Here is a 16,684-nt window from a genome sequence, read left to right as displayed (position 1 = left end):
TATTGATTAAGAGAAGTGAAGTTAAATAAAAAATGTTTGTACTTATATAGTATAATTTTAATTATTTAAAAATTATACACCTAAAATTAATTTAGCAATCGTAAAGTAAATTAAGATTCCAAAAATATCGTTACTGGTGGTAATAAATGGTCCGGTTGCTATCGCAGGATCTATTCCTCTTTTATCTAAGAATAAAGGAATAAATGTACCGATAAGACCAGCTACGATAATGACAGCAACCAATGACACAGATACCGCAATAGAAATTCTTAAATCGTTATCAGCATCGGAAAAATAAACAAACAAGAATAAAACAATGGCTAAAGCTATTCCGTTTAGCGTAGCTAATAACATCTCTTTTATTAATCGTTTATTCACGCTTCCTTTGACATCATCGTTAGCTAAACCTTGAACAATAATTGCAGAAGATTGAACTCCTACATTTCCAGCCATGGCCGCAATTAATGGGGTAAAGAAGAATAACACCGCATTCTCTTTAAATGTGTGTTCGAAATTTTTCATAATTAAGAAAGCTCCAATTCCTCCTAATAATCCTAAGAATAACCAAGGTAAGCGAGCTCTTGTTAATTCTAAAATGGTATCATCAGCTTCAACATCTTGTGTAATACCGGCAGCTAATTGATAATCTTTATCAGCTTCTTCTTTAATTACATCAACAATATCATCTATGGTAATTCTACCGACAAGTGTTCCTAATTCATCAACAACAGGAATAGCTTCTAAATCGTATTTACGCATTTTATTTGCTACATCTTCGGCTGTATCGTGAACATTTACATAGTCAACTCTAGGAATATAAATATCTGCGATTTTTGATTTCGTTGAAGCCATTAGTAAATCTTTCAATGACAAACGACCTTTAAGTTTTCCGCTATCATCAACCACGTAAATTGAATGTACTCTAGTAACTTCTGCTGCTTGATCTCTCATTTTGGTTACGCAACCTAAAACAGACCAGTTTTCGTTTACTTTAACAAGCTCTTTTGCCATAAGTCCACCTGCAGAATTTTCATCAAAACGAAGTAACTCAACAATTTCTTTTGCGTGTTCTTCATCTTCAATCTCTTTCATTACTTCCTGTTTACGTTTCTCAGGAAGTTCAGCAATTACATCTGCAGCATCATCAGTGTCTAATTCGTCAATTTCTTCTGCAATTTCTTTTGCTGATAACTGCTCTAATACTTTTTCACGAACGTCATCATCTACATCCATTAAAACTTCAGATGTAGTTTCGCTATCTAATAAACGTATAATGTAAGCAGCTTCATTAAAAGCTAATTCATCTAGAACTTCAGCGATATCAGCGTGATGTACATCATTAAAAAGATCAGAAAGTGCAGTATCTTTTTGATTTGCAATTAAGTTGGAAACATTATCAAGAAGTTCTTTCGTTATTTCTATCGCCATGACTTGCAATTTTATCCGTCAATTCTATAAACTCTTGTACCGATAACTGTTCGGGACGCATGGCAAATATAGGGTCTTCTTTTAAGGTATCCGAAAGATTCATAGATTTTAAGCTACTGCGTAACATTTTTCTTCTTTGGTTAAAAGCTGTTTTTACAACACGGAAGAAAAGTTTTTCATCTACAGGTAATGTGTAGTTCTCTTTACGAATCATTCGCATTACACCAGAATCTACTTTTGGAGGCGGATTAAATACATTTGGTGGTACTGTGAATAAGTATTCAACATCGAAAAAAGCTTGTGCTAATACAGATAAAATTCCGTAAACTTTACTTCCTTTTTTTTCTGCAATACGTTGAGCAACTTCTTTTTGAAACATTCCAGAGAATTCAGGAACAAACTCTCTGTTTTCAATGGCTTTAAAAACAATTTGTGAAGAAATATTGTACGGGAAATTTCCAATGATAGCTACTTGTTTTCCATTGAATATTTTAGAAAGATTTTGCTTTAAAAAATCACCTTCTATAATAGAAAACTTATCTTTTGAAGTATCAAGTTTAATATGCTCTACAGGAAAAACCTCATGTAAATACGTAACAGATTCAGAATCTAATTCCATTACTGTTATTTTCGGCTTTTTCTCCAATAAGTATTTGGTTAAAACTCCCATTCCAGGACCAATTTCTAAAACATTATCGTATCCTTTTTCGGTTAATGAATCTGCTATTTTTTTAGCAATATTTTCATCATTTAAAAAGTGTTGTCCTAAGTGTTTTTTAGCTCTAACGCTCATCTTCTATTGTTCTGTGTTTTTTAATAAACTCTGTTGGATCTAAATATCCACTGGTATCTTTAGAATATCCATGACCCAAAGGTAAGGTAATATCTTCTCTTATTTCAAAATGTAAATGTGCATAATATGCTCCATTAGCTGTTCCTATGGTTCCAATTTTAGTTCCTTTTTTAATCCAAGAATCTTTTACAGTAATTATAGTATCACAATGTGCATACAAAGATTCTACTATTTTGTTATCAGGAAGAAAGTGTAAAATTCGAATTACATTTCCCCATCCTCCACCGTAATCTTTACTTTCTTTTACAAATCCGTTTGCTATTGCATAAACAGGATCTCCTAAATCTGTATTTCCACCAGTTACAGCGTTCCAATCGTCACCTAAATGATAGTTCTTTGTAAACTTTTGCGCATTGTAATATCCTTTTGCATTAGGTTTACCTACAGGAAAATCAAAATGTGTAGCAATAAACTCTTTTGGAATAGTGTCTTTGTAAGATTTAATAAGAGTTATAGTGTCTTTTTTTATTGTAGCTTCTTTAGTTTTTTTCTTCGGTTTGTTACAAGAAAAGAATAAGATGTAAAATAATAATACTATAACTCTATATTTCATCTTTATATAAAAGCTAATAGTTTTATGTTACTCGAAATAGTAATAATAAAACCTGTTATAGCAATGTAAATTAATAGTTTTCCTATTTTTTCTACATATTTAGATGTAGTTTCATAGTATTCTTTTTTATGATCTGTTAAGCCTAAAAATTCTCTTAATTCATCCGGATTAGATAATATTTTTCCTAGAAAGTATAAAACAAAATCAAAAAGTAAAGATTTAATGAAACTTAAAAAGATTATAAAAGACATAATTAATTACTAGCTACTTTCGGAAAAAACTCTTTAATCACTTTTAACTCTGTTCTAAAAGCTAACATTTTATCAGCAAACTTTTTCATACCATCTGAACGTAATTTTTCAGCATCGTATTTATAATAGTTATCTAAGTCTTCTCTCGTTGGTGCTGTATATTGAATGGAATAGGTAACTCCTCCCATTTCTTCTTCTACTAAAACTTGTGTCATTTTAGCACTTGTAAATCTTCCAGTAGCTAATACTTCTGGAATATGAGATTGTATCCAATGTAACCATTCATCGTGAATACTCTCATCTATATTAATTGTAACGTTGTATATGTACATAAATAAAATTTCAGTTAAATAGTATCTCCTCTTAATTTTCTGAATTTTTTTCTAGCATCAACTAAATATATGCTCGAAGGATAATCGAAAATTATTTTTTGGTAATATTCTTTTGCTTTTTCAGGATTATTTAATTCATTGTTGTATAATTCAGCAATGTTATAATAAACATCATCTGCTAAAATACCTTTTTCATCAATTTCTAAAATTTTAGCATAAGTTAAAATAGCTTCATCATACTTTTTCTTTTTGGTAAATAGCTCTGCTTTTTTAAATAAAGCTTCGTCTTCTATAGGCTGTCCTTTAAATTCAGAGACAACAGTATCTAATATAATAATAGCTTCATCATTTTTATTCTGATATGCTAATAAATCTGCTTTAGCATAAGATGCTAAACCACTCGGTAAGCTATCTTTAGGCTGATTATCAGAAATAATTAAGAATAAATCTGCAGCATCGTTTGCTATTAACTGGCTAGCAGAGCCTTTTAAAACTTTAAGTTGAGCTTTAGCCCATTTAAAATCACCTTTAAAATATGATGTCTGAGCAACTTTAAATCGAGCTTCTTGACCTAATTCATGGTTTTTAAATCGAGATTGAACCTGTGAAAAATAAATCAAAGCTTTGTTAAATGTATTTTGATAAACTAATACATCGGCCAATTTTAATTTTACATTAGCTTTTTGATATTTGTTTTCAGAGAAAGTAATTGCTTTTTCTAACACTTTTTTAGCTTCTTCAGGATTGTTTTTATCGAAAGTTAAATAGTCTGCATAAGCAATTTGAATTGAAAATGTGTTTTTGTTTATACCGAATTCTTTAAAAACATCTTGGAATTTTGTTTCAATATTTTCTGCTTTAGTTGCTACAGCTATTTTTAGATTCATGAGAATTGCACTAAACTTATCTTCCGCATAATTTGATTTTTCTATAGTGAAATCAAAACATTTTTTAGCTGTTTCGTAATCTTTATTTTGAAAAGCAATTTCTCCTAAGTCATAAATTTTTATTAATTTATCATTGTCTCTTTGGTATAAAGCTTTATTTTGAATTAAAGCTTTTCCATAGTCTTTTTGAATTATAAATAACCAACTTAATAAGTCGTTCCAAATATTTTTAGGGTTACTAGCAGATTTACGAAGTAATGTTTTTTTGAAAAGAATATTGTTTTCGTTTTCACTATCATTAGTAATGTATTTAGCTGTAAAATTTTTGATAGTATTAAGGTAGTTTTCGTTATGATCTAAAAAGTTAATATATTGATCAAACATTAAAGCAAAATCTCCTTTTTCTCCATGTATTTGTGCTATTTGAAATTCGTAACGAAGATTTTTGTTAGTTTCAGAAGCTTTTGTATAAGCTTCAATAGCTAAGTCTAATTTGTTATATCCTTTAAATAAATTAGCAATAGTTCCACCATAGCCTGATTTTTTTGAAATAGATTTAATGGCTTTTGTATAAAATTTTTCGGCTAAATCTGTTTGCTGTTGACGTTCGTAGTTGTATCCTATTATTACATTTAAAAAAGTAAAGTTAGGTTTTTGTTTTAGTTTTGTATTTAGTAAGTCTGTAGCGGCTTTAAACTGATCTGTTTCCTGATAACAAGAGATTAATCTTTTTAGATAAGTAGTGTTAAAGGGGCTTTTGTTTACAAGTTCCTTATAAATTTGAGTGGCTTTTTCAAATTCATTATTTCTAAAATAATTTTCAGCTAAGGCAAAATCATTCGATTGAGCATAAAAAAACAGGTTGTTAACCAGTGTAATAAGTAAAAATAAGCGAATCTTCATCAATCAAAAATAAACAACAATATTGTTAAAAATACATTAAAAAAAAGGTTTTTTATAGAAACTTTGTAATGTTTTGGCACGAAGTTTGTCTAATCCTTTGTGTATAACTAAACGATTTACTAAAATGAAAAATTTAACTAAGCAATACGATTTAGCCAATAATAAAGCAAAGGAATTCATGAAGAACGGACAAATATCTCAATATTTTGAAGCTTTGTTAGAAGTAAATAGATACAAAAAATTAATGACCATTGTTGTTTCGAATTAATATATAAACACAGTAACCATCGGCGCGCACTGATTACTGTTATTTCATATTAATTTATCATCTCAAACCCACAATAAGGCACTAATACTTCAGGTATTTTTATTCCCTCTGGAGTTTGGTAGTTTTCTAAAATAGCAGCTAAAACTCTTGGTAAAGCAAGAGAGCTTCCATTTAGAGTATGTGCCAATTGATTTTTACCTTCACTATTCTTATAACGTAATTTCAAACGATTTGCTTGAAATGTTTCAAAGTTAGAAGCTGAACTAATTTCTAACCATCTTTCCTGAGCTGTAGAATATAATTCAAAATCAAAAGTTAAAGCAGCTGTAAAACCTGTATCTCCACCACATAATCTTAAAATTCTGTATGGTAATTTTAACTCTCTTAAAATTCCTTTTATGTGTTCAACCATTCCGTTTAAAGCTTCATAAGAATTTTCTGGCTTTTCAACTCTAACAATTTCAACTTTATCAAATTGATGTAAACGATTTAAACCACGTACATGAGCACCATAACTTCCAGCTTCTCTACGAAAACAAGGAGTGTAACCTGTTAAGGTAATTGGTAAATCTGCTTCTTGAATTAAAGAACCTCTATATAAATTTGTAATAGGAACTTCAGCAGTTGGTATTAAATATAAATCATCGGCCGTAACATGATACATTTGACCTTCTTTATCAGGTAATTGACCTGTTCCAAAACCAGAAGCTTCATTTACTAAATGAGGAACTTGAACTTCATTATAACCTGCATTTGTATTTTTATCTAAAAAATAATTGATTAAAGCACGCTGTAAACGAGCACCTTTTCCTTTGTAAACAGGAAAACCAGCTCCAGAAATTTTAGCACCTAAATCAAAGTCAATAATATCATATTTCTTAGCAAGTTCCCAGTGTGGAAGTGCTTTTTCTCCTAAATCAGGAATAGTTCCTTCTTTAAAAACTTCTTCATTGTCTTCTTCTGAAGTCCCAGCAACAACTGAAGCATGAGGAACATTTGGAATTTGATATAATAAATCTTGAAGTTTAGTTGTTACATCATTTAATTGCTCTGTAAGCTCTTTTCCACTTTCTTTTAATTGACTTGTTTTTTCTTTTAAAAGATTTGCTTTCTGAACTTCACCAGATTTAAAAAGCATACCTATTTCTTTGGACAGTTTATTAGAATCAGCTAATACATTGTCTAAAGAAACTTGAGTAGATCTTCTAGTTTCATCAAATTTTAAAACATCATTAATAATAGCTTCTGCGTTAGCAAAATTTCTTTTTGCTAAACCTTCTAATACAACATCTTTGTTGTCTCGAATAAACTGAACTTGTAACATAAGTTGAATTTTTTAGGCGACAAAGATACATGAAGCACAAGACTTAAGCAATCTATACTTATAGATTATTATTAATGTAGTTTAAACAGAAGTTTTTGTCGAGTTGTAATTGTTTGGTTAAAGCTTCTATTGAATCAAATTTTTGTTCTTCTCGAATAAAGTAAATTAATTCTGTAACGATTGTTTTATTATATAAGTTTCCAGAAAAATTAAAAAAGTTAACTTCTATGGTTTGGTTTTTACCATCTACAGTAGGCCTGTTTCCAATATTCATCATTCCATAAAGATTTTTATTTTCAATTTCGGATTTTACAAGATAAACACCAGCTTTTGGAATTAATTTATATTCTTCTTTAATAGTGATATTTGCAGTAGGAAAACCTAATTTATTACCTAAGTTGTTGCCAGTAACAACTTTTCCTGCTAAAGTAAAGTTATTGCCTAAATAATTGTTGGCTGTTTTTAAATTTCCTTCTTTTAAAGCATTTCTAATTTTAGTAGAACTTACAGCAACACTATCTATATCTTGAGCAGGAATTTCTTCTACTATAAAATTGTAACTGTGTGAAAATTCAGTTAATTGCTCGATATTTCCTTCTCTGTTTTTTCCAAAATGATGATCGTACCCGATAATCAGTTTCGATGTTTTTAATTGATTTACTAAAATATTTCGAACGAAATCAAGAGCAGTTAACCTAGAGAACTCTTTACTAAAAGGATGTATAATTAAATAATCTAATCCTGTTTTTTCAAGTAATTGTGTTCGTTCTCTAATTGTGTTTATTAATTTAACTGAAGTTTCTTTTTGGAGCACCATTCTTGGATGCGGGAAGAATGTTAGTAATACAGATTTTTTACCATCATTTTTAGCTTCATCAACTAGTTTTTTAATAATTTTTTGATGTCCTATGTGAACTCCGTCAAAAGTACCTATGGTAACATAAGTTTCTTGAGTAGGAGTAAAATCTGAAATAGAGTAAACTGTTTCCAAATGCTATTATATAGTTTGTGCAAATTTACAAGTAAAAAATTCAAGAAAAGATAAGAGTAGGTAAAATGTGATAATGTTAAAAAAAAAGCTTGGTTATTGTTTAAATACTAATAAAAAGTGTCAAAATATTTTAGGAATGAAAAAAAATTGTATTTTGCGATATAGTTAACAAATTATTTACATTATGATGAAAAAATTATTAGTAGCTGCCTTTTTATTGCTGAGCAGCTCATTAATGATTGCACAAACCACCATTACAGGTACGGTAAATGATGCATCTCTTGGTGGCCCTCTGCCAGGAGCGGATATTAAAATTTCAAGAAAAGCGGTTGGTACTACGACCGATTTTGATGGGAAATTTACGTTAGTAGTAGATGACAAACCACCATTTACTATTGAGATTTCTTCTTTAGGATACCAATCACAAAAAGTAGAAATTACTCAAAACAACCAAGTTATTACAGTTGCTTTAAAAGAAAATGCAACAGCTTTAGATGAAGTAGTTGTTTCAGCGTCTAGAACACCTGAAAGAATTATGGAATCACCTGTGACTGTTGAGCGATTTGATTCTAGAGCAATTAAAAATACATCTTCTCCTTCTTTCTACGATGGTTTAGAAAACCTTAAAGGGGTAGACATTAATACAAACAGTTTAACTTTTAAGTCGGTTAATACTAGAGGATTCGCAACTTTTGCTAATACACGTTTTATGCAATTAGTAGATGGTATGGATAACTCATCTCCTGCATTAAACTTTGCTTTAGGGAATTTATTAGGATTATCTGAGTTAGATGTAAAAAGTGTCGAATTACTTCCAGGAGCATCTTCTGCATTATATGGAGCAAATGCATTTAATGGAATTATGTTTATGACTAGTAAAAGTCCTTTTAATGATACTGGAATTAGTGTAGTAGCTAAAACAGGGTTTACTCATCAACAAGCATCTGGAAATAACGCTTTTTATGATGCAAGTATGAGAATGGCACATACTTTTAGTGATTATTTTGCTGCTAAAGCAACTCTTTCGTACTTAAAAGGTACTGAATGGTTTGCTACAGATTATAGAAATACATCTAATGGTGATTACATTGCAGGAGATAGAAATTCAGATGTAAACTTTGATGGATTGAATGTTTATGGTGATGAAGTTTCAACAAATATTAGAGGTGTAGCTCAAATTTTAGAATCTAGAGGTTTAATCCCTTCAGGGGCTTCTGCTTTAATTCCTAGTGTTAATGTAAGTAGAACTGGATATAATGAAGAAGATTTAATGGATTATGATGCAAGAAGCATGAAGTTTGGAGGATCTTTACATTTCCGACCTTTAGGTAATGATCGTTTAGAAATTATTTGGAATTCTAAATATGGTAGAGGTAATACGATTTATCAAGGTGCTAACCGTTACTATATCAAAAATTTCTTTATGGAGCAGCATAAATTAGAGTTCAGAGGGAAATATTTCTTTGTAAGAGGTTATTTAACTTCAGAAGATGCAGGTGATTCTTATGATACTAGATTTACTGCAATTAATTTAAATAGAAAGTGGAAAGATGATCAAACTTGGTTTGGTGAATATGTTGGAGGATATTTAACAGCTGCTTTAGGTGGTGCTACTAATGATGCAGCTCATATTGCAGCTAGAAATGCCGCTCAAACAGGAGCTTTAGTTCCAGGAACGACTGCTTTTCAACAGGCATTTAACGAAACTATATCTGATCCTGATTTAGCTACTGGTTCTAAATTTCAAGATAGATCTCAAATCCGTCACGTAGATGCAAACCTTAACTTAAAAGAGTATATTGATTTTGCTGAGGTACAAGTAGGAGGATCTTACAGAGAGTATTCTTTAAACTCTAGAGGAACTATTTATACTGATTTTGATGGTCCAATTACTTATGATGAATATGGTATTTACACACAAATTCAGAAAAAACTAATGGATGATAGATTAAAATTAACTGGATCTATCAGATATGATAAAGCTCAAAATTTTGATGGTAATTTCTCTCCAAGAATTTCTGTCGCTTATGCAGCTGGAGAAACAAAAAATCATAACTTCAGAGCATCTTTTCAAACAGGTTTTAGAAACCCAACTACTCAAGATCAGTATATAGGTTTAGATGTTGGTAGAGCATTTTTAGTAGGTTCCGCAGCAGATAATTTAGATCGTTATACTACTCGCTCAATTGCTTTAAGTGGTAACGGATCTGCTTTAACAGGTGTTCCAAGTATTGCTTTAACTGGTAGAGCTGCTTATGAGAATGCATTTTCTGCTACATCAGCAGGAGTATTCGCTCAAACAGGTAATGTAGCTGACTTAGTAGTTGCTAATGTTGGTTTAGTTAAACCAGAAAAAGTAACAGCTTACGAAGTAGGTTATCGTTCGGCTATACCAACAGGAGATAATAAATTAAGTGTAGATTTAAGTGTTTATTATAATGAATATGAGAATTTTATTGCTAACGAGAATGTTGTAGCTCCATTATACGGAAATGTAAATTTATCTGACACAGCTCCGATTGGACCAGGAGGTGCTCCAATTCCATTAGCAGTTGCTTCTTTAGCAAATGGAGATTTAGCAATATTTAATACCTATACAAATACAGAATCTGATATTAGTTCTTATGGAGCTACAATTGGTTTAAACACTAAAATATTTAATGGATTTAATGTTGGATTAAACTATACATTATCAAAATTTGATTTTGATCAATCTACGGATCCTGATTTTGAAGCTGGTTTTAATACTCCAGAGCATAAAATTAAATTCCAATTCGGACATAATAATTTATTCGAAAACTTCGGGTTTAATATTAATGCTAGATGGCAAGATGAATATTTATGGGAATCTACTTTCCATGATGCAGTAATTGATTCACGTACAGTATTAGATGCTCAAGTGAATTATAGAATTCCTTCTATTAAATCTGTAATTAAAGTTGGTGGGGCTAACTTAACAGGTAAAGAATATTTAAGTGCACCTGGTGTAGGGGCTATTGGATCTCAGTACTTTATATCATGGACAATTAATAACTAAAAAATGAACAGAATGAAATTTAAATATAGTTGGTTACCTTTTGTTTTATTAGGATTAACCGCATGTGACGTAAATAATGACCTTGAGCCTATTGTTGCACCTGAAGTAGAAGTAGTTCCTGTAAATGCTAACGGATTAGATTTTTCTAATTATGTTTCTATTGGAGCCTCATTTACTGCTGGATTTACCGATAATGCTTTGTTTATAGCCGCTCAAGAAAATTCTTTTCCAAATATTTTATCTCAAAAATTTGCTTTAGCTGGTGGAGGTAGTTTTTCTCAACCATTAATGAGTGATAACATTGGAGGTTTATTATTTGGAGGAACTCAAATTCAGGGGCCTAGACTATTTTTTGATGGAAAAGGACCTTCGTCTTTAGCTGTTTTAGGAGCTACACCAACTACGGAAGTTACTAATGCGGTAGCAGGAGATATAAACAACTATGGAATGCCAGGAGCAAAAAGTTTTCACTTTGTAGCGCCTGGTTACGGTAGTGCTGCTGGTTTAGTTGCTACGCCAAGAACAGCAAACCCATATTTCGTTAGAGTTGCATCTAGTGCTACTACAACAGTTTTAGCAGATGTAGTGGCAAAAAACCCTACATTCTTTACATTGTCTGAGTTTGGAGGTAATGATGTTTTAGGTTATGCTTTATCTGGTGGAGAGAGTGATATGACCGCAGATAATTATAATCCAATTACCCCTACAACTACTTTCGATGCTGTATTTGGTCAGGTAATTAATGCATTAACTGCAAATGGAGCAAAAGGTGTAGTGGGTAATGTGCCTTACATTACTTCTTTAGCTCATTTTACAACTGTGCCTTATAACCCATTAGATCCTACAGCTGACACAGATGAAGGAGCCCAGTTAGCTGCGCAAATTCCTTTATTAAATAATGTTTTTGGTGCAATTAATCAAATATATGCTGGAGCAGGAGAAGCTGAGAGATCTATTGTTTTTGCTTCAGATGCTTCAAATGCACTTGTAATTTATGATGAAAATGCAACAAACTTATCAACTGCTATTACTAATACGTTAGGTGCTAGCCCTACTTTTGTTCCTTTTGTAGAATCTTTAGGTTTGCCAGCTGCTGCTGCACCATTAGTAGCACAATTATTAGGTCAACAATATGGTAAAGCTAGATCTGCTACAGCAAACGATTTGTTTGTTTTACCAAGTAGTACTGTTATAGGGAAAGTTAATGAAGATGCTGCTGCTGCTTTAATAGCACAAAGTGGTGGTCTTTTACCAGCTACTTTAGCGGGGCAATTTTCTGCACAAGGTATAACATTACCATTAGCAGATAAATGGGTATTAACACCTCAAGAGCAAGAAGAAATAAAATTAGCAACAGATACTTACAATACTACAATAGAAAATGCTGTTAGCGCAAATGCTAATTTAGCTTTGGTAAACTTAAAAGGTTTATTAGAAGAAGCTGCTTCAGATTCAGGTGTTCAATTTGATGATTTTATTTTTAATGGAAATTTAGTAACAGGAGGTTTAGTTAGTTTAGATGGTGTACATTTAACAGCTAAAGGATATGCTTTAATGGCAAATAGAATTTTAGAAGCTATTGATGAAGAATTTGGAAGTACATTTACTACAGCTACAAATGGTTTAGCTAAAGCAAATGATTATCCTAGTAATTATTCACCTTTATTAAGGTAGTAACTATAAATCATAATGTAAAAAGGTTGAGAATTTTCTCAACCTTTTTTTGTTTTATTATCTATGATGTACTTTTTATACTTGCCATCTTTATATCGATAGTAAATAAAAATAGGCATTAATACAAAAGACATATACATTACACCTAGGCCCATTACTATTTGTGCTTTTTCGTGATTTATATTTAAAAGATAAGCTCCGATAACCATCCATATTAAAAAGATGATAAAAAGTATACTGATGATTTTTTTCATTTATTATCTTATTTTTTTACTTTACAAAAATAAAAAACCTACTAAAACTATTTTAGTAGGCTTTTTATAATGTTTTTAAACAGTTTTATTACATTTTCATTAACCAAGTTCGCATATCAACTTCTTGCTTAATAATACTTCTTAAATCGTCTATTTTAACTCTTTTTTGTTCCATTGAATCTCTATGACGAATAGTAACTGTATTATCTTCTAAAGTGTCATGATCTACAGTAATACAAAATGGCGTTCCTGCGGCATCTTGACGTCTGTAACGCTTTCCAATACTTACTCCTTGATCATCGATTATAGTGTTAAACTCCCATCTTAATTCTTTGTAAATTTTCTGGGCTATTTCTGGTAAACCATCTTTATTTGTTAATGGCATTATTGTAGCTTTTACAGGCGCTAAAACGGCAGGTAATTTTAATACAACTCTAGATGTACCGTTTTCTAATTCTTCTTCTTGTAAAGAATTTGAAAAAACAGCTAAGAACATTCGATCTAAACCAATAGATGTTTCTAATACATATGGTACATAACTTTTATTTTCTTCATGATCGAAGTATTGTAATTTTTTTCCAGAAAACTCTTCATGTTGATTTAAGTCAAAGTCTGTTCGTGAATGAATTCCTTCTAACTCTTTAAATCCAAAAGGGAATTTAAATTCAATATCAGCAGCAGCATCAGCATAATGAGCTAGTTTTTCATGATCATGGAAGCGATAATTATCTTCTCCCATACCTAATGATAAATGCCATTTTAAACGAGTTTCTTTCCAGTGTTTATACCATTCTTGCTGAGTACCTGGTTTGATGAAAAATTGCATTTCCATTTGTTCAAACTCACGCATTCTAAAAATGAATTGACGAGCAACAATTTCATTTCTAAAAGCTTTACCAGTTTGTGCAATTCCAAAAGGAATTTTCATTCTACCAGTTTTTTGAACATTTAAGAAGTTTACAAATATACCTTGAGCGGTTTCTGGACGTAAGTAAACTTGCATAGAACTGTCTGCAGAAGCACCTAATTGTGTTCCGAACATTAAGTTGAATTGTTTAACATCTGTCCAGTTTTTTGAACCAGTTAAAGGATCTGCAATTTCTAATTCTTCGATTAAAGCTTTAACATCTGCTAAATCTTCATTTTCTAAAGATTTTGCTAAGCGAGAAAGAATTGAATTGATTTTTTCCTGATAACCTAAAACACGTCCATTTGTTGCTAAAAATTGTTCTTTATCGAAGCTATCACCAAATCTTTTTGCTGCTTTTTTAACTTCTTTATCAATTTTAGCTTCAATTTTAGCGCAATAATCTTCTACTAAAACGTCAGCTCTATATCTTTTTTTAGAGTCTTTATTATCAATTAAAGGGTCGTTAAAGGCGTCAACGTGGCCAGATGCTTTCCATGTAGTCGGATGCATTAATATAGAGGCATCTATACCTACTATATTTTCGTTCATTTGAACCATTGCTTTCCACCAATATTCTCTAATATTCTTCTTTAATTCTACTCCATTTTGAGCATAATCATACACTGCGCTTAAACCGTCATAAATTTCAGATGATTGAAAAATATATCCGTATTCTTTAGCGTGAGAAATAACCTTTTTAAATTGATCTTCTTGTTTTGCCATACTGCAAAAATAAAATATGGTTTGAATTATTAATACTTTATAAATAAAAAAGTGAAGAATTTATTGTTCCTCACTTTCATATAATTATAAGGAATTTAGTTTATCTTAACTTAACTTGTGTTTTTCCTGTAAAAACGCCATCAACATATGTATTAATAGTATGCGTGCCTTTAGTAATATCTCCTCTGTTTACTAAAATTAAAGATACTACGCCTAGTTGATTATTGTCGTATTCCGCAAAAATGTTATCACTAAAAACTATAGTTTCACCGCTTTTAATTTTTTTATCTCCTTTAGCAGCGATTACGTTTTTGTTTTCATCTAAAATTTGAATTAAAATTTCTTTTTTACCTGGTGTAGTGATTGGGTTTGGTTCTAAATCAAATTTTACTTTAAAAGCATCTGTTCTTCTTGATCTTGATGTAGTAGTTAGTTTACCACTACTTCTTTCTTTCATAGCAAAAGCACTAATGTTATTTACTTTTATTATTCCAGCTTCATCAACTTTAGCTTTAAGGGCTTTACGTTCTTTTATTAATGAATTATTTTTTCTAGTTAATGTTTTTTGAGAAGCATTTTTTTCTTCAAGTTCGTTTTTTACAACAATATTTTCTTGTAGTAATTCGTAGTTCTGTTTGTTTAAAGAATCAACTTGAATAAATAAACGCCTGTTTTCTCTTTCTAGTTTTACAATTCTTCTAGAGTATTTTACAATAAGATTGTAATTTGATTTTTTAAGATTTTTAATAGAATCTCTTAAAATAATTATTTTGTTTATCTCTTTAACAAGTCTTTGAGAAAGATCTTTATTTTTTACATTGATGTTTTTATAATCATCAATAATTTCATCTAATTCAGCTTGAAGTTCAATTTTCTGCTCAGAAAAAGCATCTTCAAGTTTTTTATAATCACTATTTAGCTTGAAAGAATATACTACAATTAAAATGACTAGTGTAGCTATAAGATACTTAAAACCATTAGGTTTTGCTCGGTTTTTAGGACTCATTACTTTATATTGGGGCTTTTACTATGAGATTTAATTAAATATAACAACGAAAAAAAAGTTATTTTATTCTAGGACTAAATTTAAACATTAACTGGTTTATAAATGTGTTTTAAAGTTAAACTTTATTATTATACAAATAACAGTAAAATGAGAGACAAAGTTATAACTTTTAAAATATATATATCTTTTAACCTAGTTGTATTAGTTAAAGTAATGGTTTTCTCGCTTTTTGTAGCGTTAATTTTAAGGTGTTATATGTTTTTTAAAGTATAAGTGGTATACAGATATTGTTGTTGTTAACAAAAAAATATGTGTTAGTATTTGTTTTTTATTAAAAGAATCTAGGTGATTTTACAACTTGCCCTCTAAAAATATCCCATCGTAGCATAAGTTCATATGTTCCTGAATTGTAATTACTGTAGTTTGATGTTGTAAGATCATAGGCAAATCCAATATTCAGATTTTCAGTTGCTTGTAAACCTAATAATGCACTTATTGAATCTCCCCATCTCCAAGCTAAACCAGCAGTAAATTTTTCATTAAATAAGAAATTACCTGACAAATCTAAAGATATTGGTGCACCATTTACGACTTTAACTAATGTAGCTGGTTTAAATTTTAATGTTTCACTTAAATCAAACACATAACCAGCAATACCAAAAAAATGCAACCTTTCTTCTGCTAAATCTCCACTTCCAAAACTTGTGGTAGTTATAGTGTCATCATAATGATCTGTTCTAATAAAATTTGGTATTGCAGCTCCAATATACCAATTCGATTTGTAGAAATAAATACCAGCTCCAATAGTAGGTAAAAATTTACTTATGGTTCCTTCGAATATTCGTTCTTGCTGTCTAGCAGTTCCTTTACTCCAATCAATTGCTAAATGTCTTCCACCTAATTTTAATCCAAAAGCTAAATTACCTTCATTTCCTGTTCGTATAGTATAAGAAATGTTAGCATCTAAATAAATTTCATTTGCAGGACCAATTCTATCATTTGTTAAACTGATACCTAAACCAACACCCGAATAACCGATGGCGGTATCATAACTTAAAGTTTGAGAATCTGGTGCTCCATCTAGTCCTACCCACTGTGTTCTTCCTAAGGCCATTATAACCGTATGATCGTTTGATCCGGCATAAGCAGGATTAACACTCATTGTATTATACATATATTGTGTGTATTGTGGGTCTTGTTGTGCTAATCCTCTTTCAATAAAAGTAAGTGATATTATAATTACTATTACTTTATAAATTATTCTTTTAATCATATTCAACATTGTTATTT

At 30.5% G+C, this 16,684-nt stretch carries 15 protein-coding genes; 3 read left to right on the top strand and 12 right to left on the bottom strand.

Annotation, left to right across the window (positions count from 1 at the left end):
* Positions 1–72: 72 nt before the first annotated feature.
* From mgtE to AC2TEO_RS10085, 6 genes are read right to left on the bottom strand one after another with little or no spacing between them, the layout of a single operon-like run.
* Positions 73–1,428, bottom strand: coding sequence for a magnesium transporter (gene mgtE / locus AC2TEO_RS10110; protein WP_442264701.1), 1,356 nt, complete (start codon positions 1,426–1,428; stop codon positions 73–75).
* On the bottom strand, positions 1,397–2,221 hold the full coding sequence (rsmA, locus tag AC2TEO_RS10105; RefSeq protein ID WP_442264700.1) for a 16S rRNA (adenine(1518)-N(6)/adenine(1519)-N(6))-dimethyltransferase RsmA: 825 nt from the start codon (positions 2,219–2,221) through the stop codon (positions 1,397–1,399). Before rsmA ends, mgtE begins: the two co-directional genes overlap by 32 nt.
* Positions 2,211–2,834 carry a M23 family metallopeptidase gene (locus tag AC2TEO_RS10100; protein ID WP_442264699.1) on the bottom strand — a complete coding sequence of 208 codons (624 nt, stop codon included), beginning with the start codon at positions 2,832–2,834 and terminating at the stop codon, positions 2,211–2,213. Before AC2TEO_RS10100 ends, rsmA begins: the two co-directional genes overlap by 11 nt.
* A 2-nt stretch (positions 2,835–2,836) precedes the next feature.
* Positions 2,837–3,085: a hypothetical protein gene (locus tag AC2TEO_RS10095; RefSeq protein WP_442264698.1), complete on the bottom strand. Its 249-nt coding sequence runs from the start codon at positions 3,083–3,085 to the stop codon at positions 2,837–2,839.
* A 2-nt stretch (positions 3,086–3,087) separates the two neighbouring features.
* The gene (locus AC2TEO_RS10090) at positions 3,088–3,417 is read right to left on the bottom strand and encodes a DUF4286 family protein (protein WP_299676232.1); all 330 of its coding nucleotides are present in this window, start codon (positions 3,415–3,417) and stop codon (positions 3,088–3,090) included.
* A 14-nt stretch (positions 3,418–3,431) separates the two neighbouring features.
* Positions 3,432–5,207: a tetratricopeptide repeat protein gene (locus AC2TEO_RS10085; protein WP_442264697.1), complete on the bottom strand. Its 1,776-nt coding sequence runs from the start codon at positions 5,205–5,207 to the stop codon at positions 3,432–3,434.
* Between the two features lie 124 nt (positions 5,208–5,331).
* Between AC2TEO_RS10085 and AC2TEO_RS10080 the strand changes: the two genes are divergently transcribed.
* Complete coding sequence (locus AC2TEO_RS10080) at positions 5,332–5,475, top strand: hypothetical protein (RefSeq protein WP_173862337.1); 144 nt, start codon at positions 5,332–5,334, stop codon at positions 5,473–5,475.
* Between the two features lie 49 nt (positions 5,476–5,524).
* On the opposite strand, the gene serS is transcribed toward AC2TEO_RS10080, so the two are convergent.
* Together serS and AC2TEO_RS10070 are read right to left on the bottom strand one after the other, a co-directional pair.
* On the bottom strand, positions 5,525–6,799 hold the full coding sequence (gene serS / locus AC2TEO_RS10075; protein ID WP_442264696.1) for a serine--tRNA ligase: 1,275 nt from the start codon (positions 6,797–6,799) through the stop codon (positions 5,525–5,527).
* A gap of 58 nt (positions 6,800–6,857) precedes the next feature.
* A complete protein-coding gene (locus tag AC2TEO_RS10070; protein ID WP_442264695.1) occupies positions 6,858–7,790 on the bottom strand; it encodes a bifunctional riboflavin kinase/FAD synthetase in 933 nt (310 codons plus the stop codon).
* A 184-nt stretch (positions 7,791–7,974) separates the two neighbouring features.
* Between AC2TEO_RS10070 and AC2TEO_RS10065 the strand changes: the two genes are divergently transcribed.
* Together AC2TEO_RS10065 and AC2TEO_RS10060 are read left to right on the top strand one after the other, a co-directional pair.
* On the top strand, positions 7,975–10,827 hold the full coding sequence (locus AC2TEO_RS10065) for a TonB-dependent receptor (RefSeq protein ID WP_442264694.1): 2,853 nt from the start codon (positions 7,975–7,977) through the stop codon (positions 10,825–10,827).
* Positions 10,828–10,839: 12 nt separating this feature from the next.
* Positions 10,840–12,501 carry an SGNH/GDSL hydrolase family protein gene (locus AC2TEO_RS10060; RefSeq protein ID WP_442264693.1) on the top strand — a complete coding sequence of 554 codons (1,662 nt, stop codon included), beginning with the start codon at positions 10,840–10,842 and terminating at the stop codon, positions 12,499–12,501.
* Positions 12,502–12,539: 38 nt separating this feature from the next.
* Here AC2TEO_RS10060 and AC2TEO_RS10055 read toward each other — a convergent pair whose 3' ends face one another.
* From AC2TEO_RS10055 to AC2TEO_RS10040, 4 genes are all read right to left on the bottom strand, one after another.
* Entirely contained in the window at positions 12,540–12,755 is a 216-nt protein-coding gene (locus AC2TEO_RS10055) for a hypothetical protein (protein WP_442264692.1), read from the bottom strand.
* Positions 12,756–12,843: 88 nt separating this feature from the next.
* Complete coding sequence (locus AC2TEO_RS10050) at positions 12,844–14,388, bottom strand: glycine--tRNA ligase (protein WP_442264691.1); 1,545 nt, start codon at positions 14,386–14,388, stop codon at positions 12,844–12,846.
* 100 nt (positions 14,389–14,488) lie between these two features.
* Positions 14,489–15,394 (bottom strand): DUF8428 domain-containing protein, encoded by a 906-nt coding sequence (locus tag AC2TEO_RS10045; RefSeq protein WP_442264690.1) that lies wholly within the window; start codon positions 15,392–15,394, stop codon positions 14,489–14,491.
* A gap of 331 nt (positions 15,395–15,725) precedes the next feature.
* Entirely contained in the window at positions 15,726–16,667 is a 942-nt protein-coding gene (locus AC2TEO_RS10040) for a PorP/SprF family type IX secretion system membrane protein (protein WP_442264689.1), read from the bottom strand.
* Between the last annotated feature and the right edge of the window lie 17 nt (positions 16,668–16,684).

This window comes from Tenacibaculum aquaeponti (genome assembly GCF_057221555.1).
Note: the sequence above shows the minus strand (reverse complement) of the source record. Positions and strands in the feature narration are given on the sequence as shown.

What these genes read in the sequence shown, in the direction of transcription:
- serS (WP_442264696.1), bottom strand. Translation starts at nt 6,799, where the DNA reads ATGTTACAAGTTCAGTTTATTCGAGACAACAAAGATGTTGTATTAGAA.
- AC2TEO_RS10050 (WP_442264691.1), bottom strand. Translation starts at nt 14,388, where the DNA reads ATGGCAAAACAAGAAGATCAATTTAAAAAGGTTATTTCTCACGCTAAA.
- AC2TEO_RS10085 (WP_442264697.1), bottom strand. Translation starts at nt 5,207, where the DNA reads ATGAAGATTCGCTTATTTTTACTTATTACACTGGTTAACAACCTGTTT.
- AC2TEO_RS10055 (WP_442264692.1), bottom strand. Translation starts at nt 12,755, where the DNA reads ATGAAAAAAATCATCAGTATACTTTTTATCATCTTTTTAATATGGATG.
- AC2TEO_RS10095 (WP_442264698.1), bottom strand. Translation starts at nt 3,085, where the DNA reads ATGTCTTTTATAATCTTTTTAAGTTTCATTAAATCTTTACTTTTTGAT.
- AC2TEO_RS10045 (WP_442264690.1), bottom strand. Translation starts at nt 15,394, where the DNA reads ATGAGTCCTAAAAACCGAGCAAAACCTAATGGTTTTAAGTATCTTATA.
- AC2TEO_RS10100 (WP_442264699.1), bottom strand. Translation starts at nt 2,834, where the DNA reads ATGAAATATAGAGTTATAGTATTATTATTTTACATCTTATTCTTTTCT.
- AC2TEO_RS10090 (WP_299676232.1), bottom strand. Translation starts at nt 3,417, where the DNA reads ATGTACATATACAACGTTACAATTAATATAGATGAGAGTATTCACGAT.
- rsmA (WP_442264700.1), bottom strand. Translation starts at nt 2,221, where the DNA reads ATGAGCGTTAGAGCTAAAAAACACTTAGGACAACACTTTTTAAATGAT.
- AC2TEO_RS10040 (WP_442264689.1), bottom strand. Translation starts at nt 16,667, where the DNA reads ATGATTAAAAGAATAATTTATAAAGTAATAGTAATTATAATATCACTT.
- AC2TEO_RS10080 (WP_173862337.1), top strand. Translation starts at nt 5,332, where the DNA reads ATGAAAAATTTAACTAAGCAATACGATTTAGCCAATAATAAAGCAAAG.
- mgtE (WP_442264701.1), bottom strand. Translation starts at nt 1,428, where the DNA reads ATGGCGATAGAAATAACGAAAGAACTTCTTGATAATGTTTCCAACTTA.
- AC2TEO_RS10060 (WP_442264693.1), top strand. Translation starts at nt 10,840, where the DNA reads ATGAAATTTAAATATAGTTGGTTACCTTTTGTTTTATTAGGATTAACC.
- AC2TEO_RS10065 (WP_442264694.1), top strand. Translation starts at nt 7,975, where the DNA reads ATGATGAAAAAATTATTAGTAGCTGCCTTTTTATTGCTGAGCAGCTCA.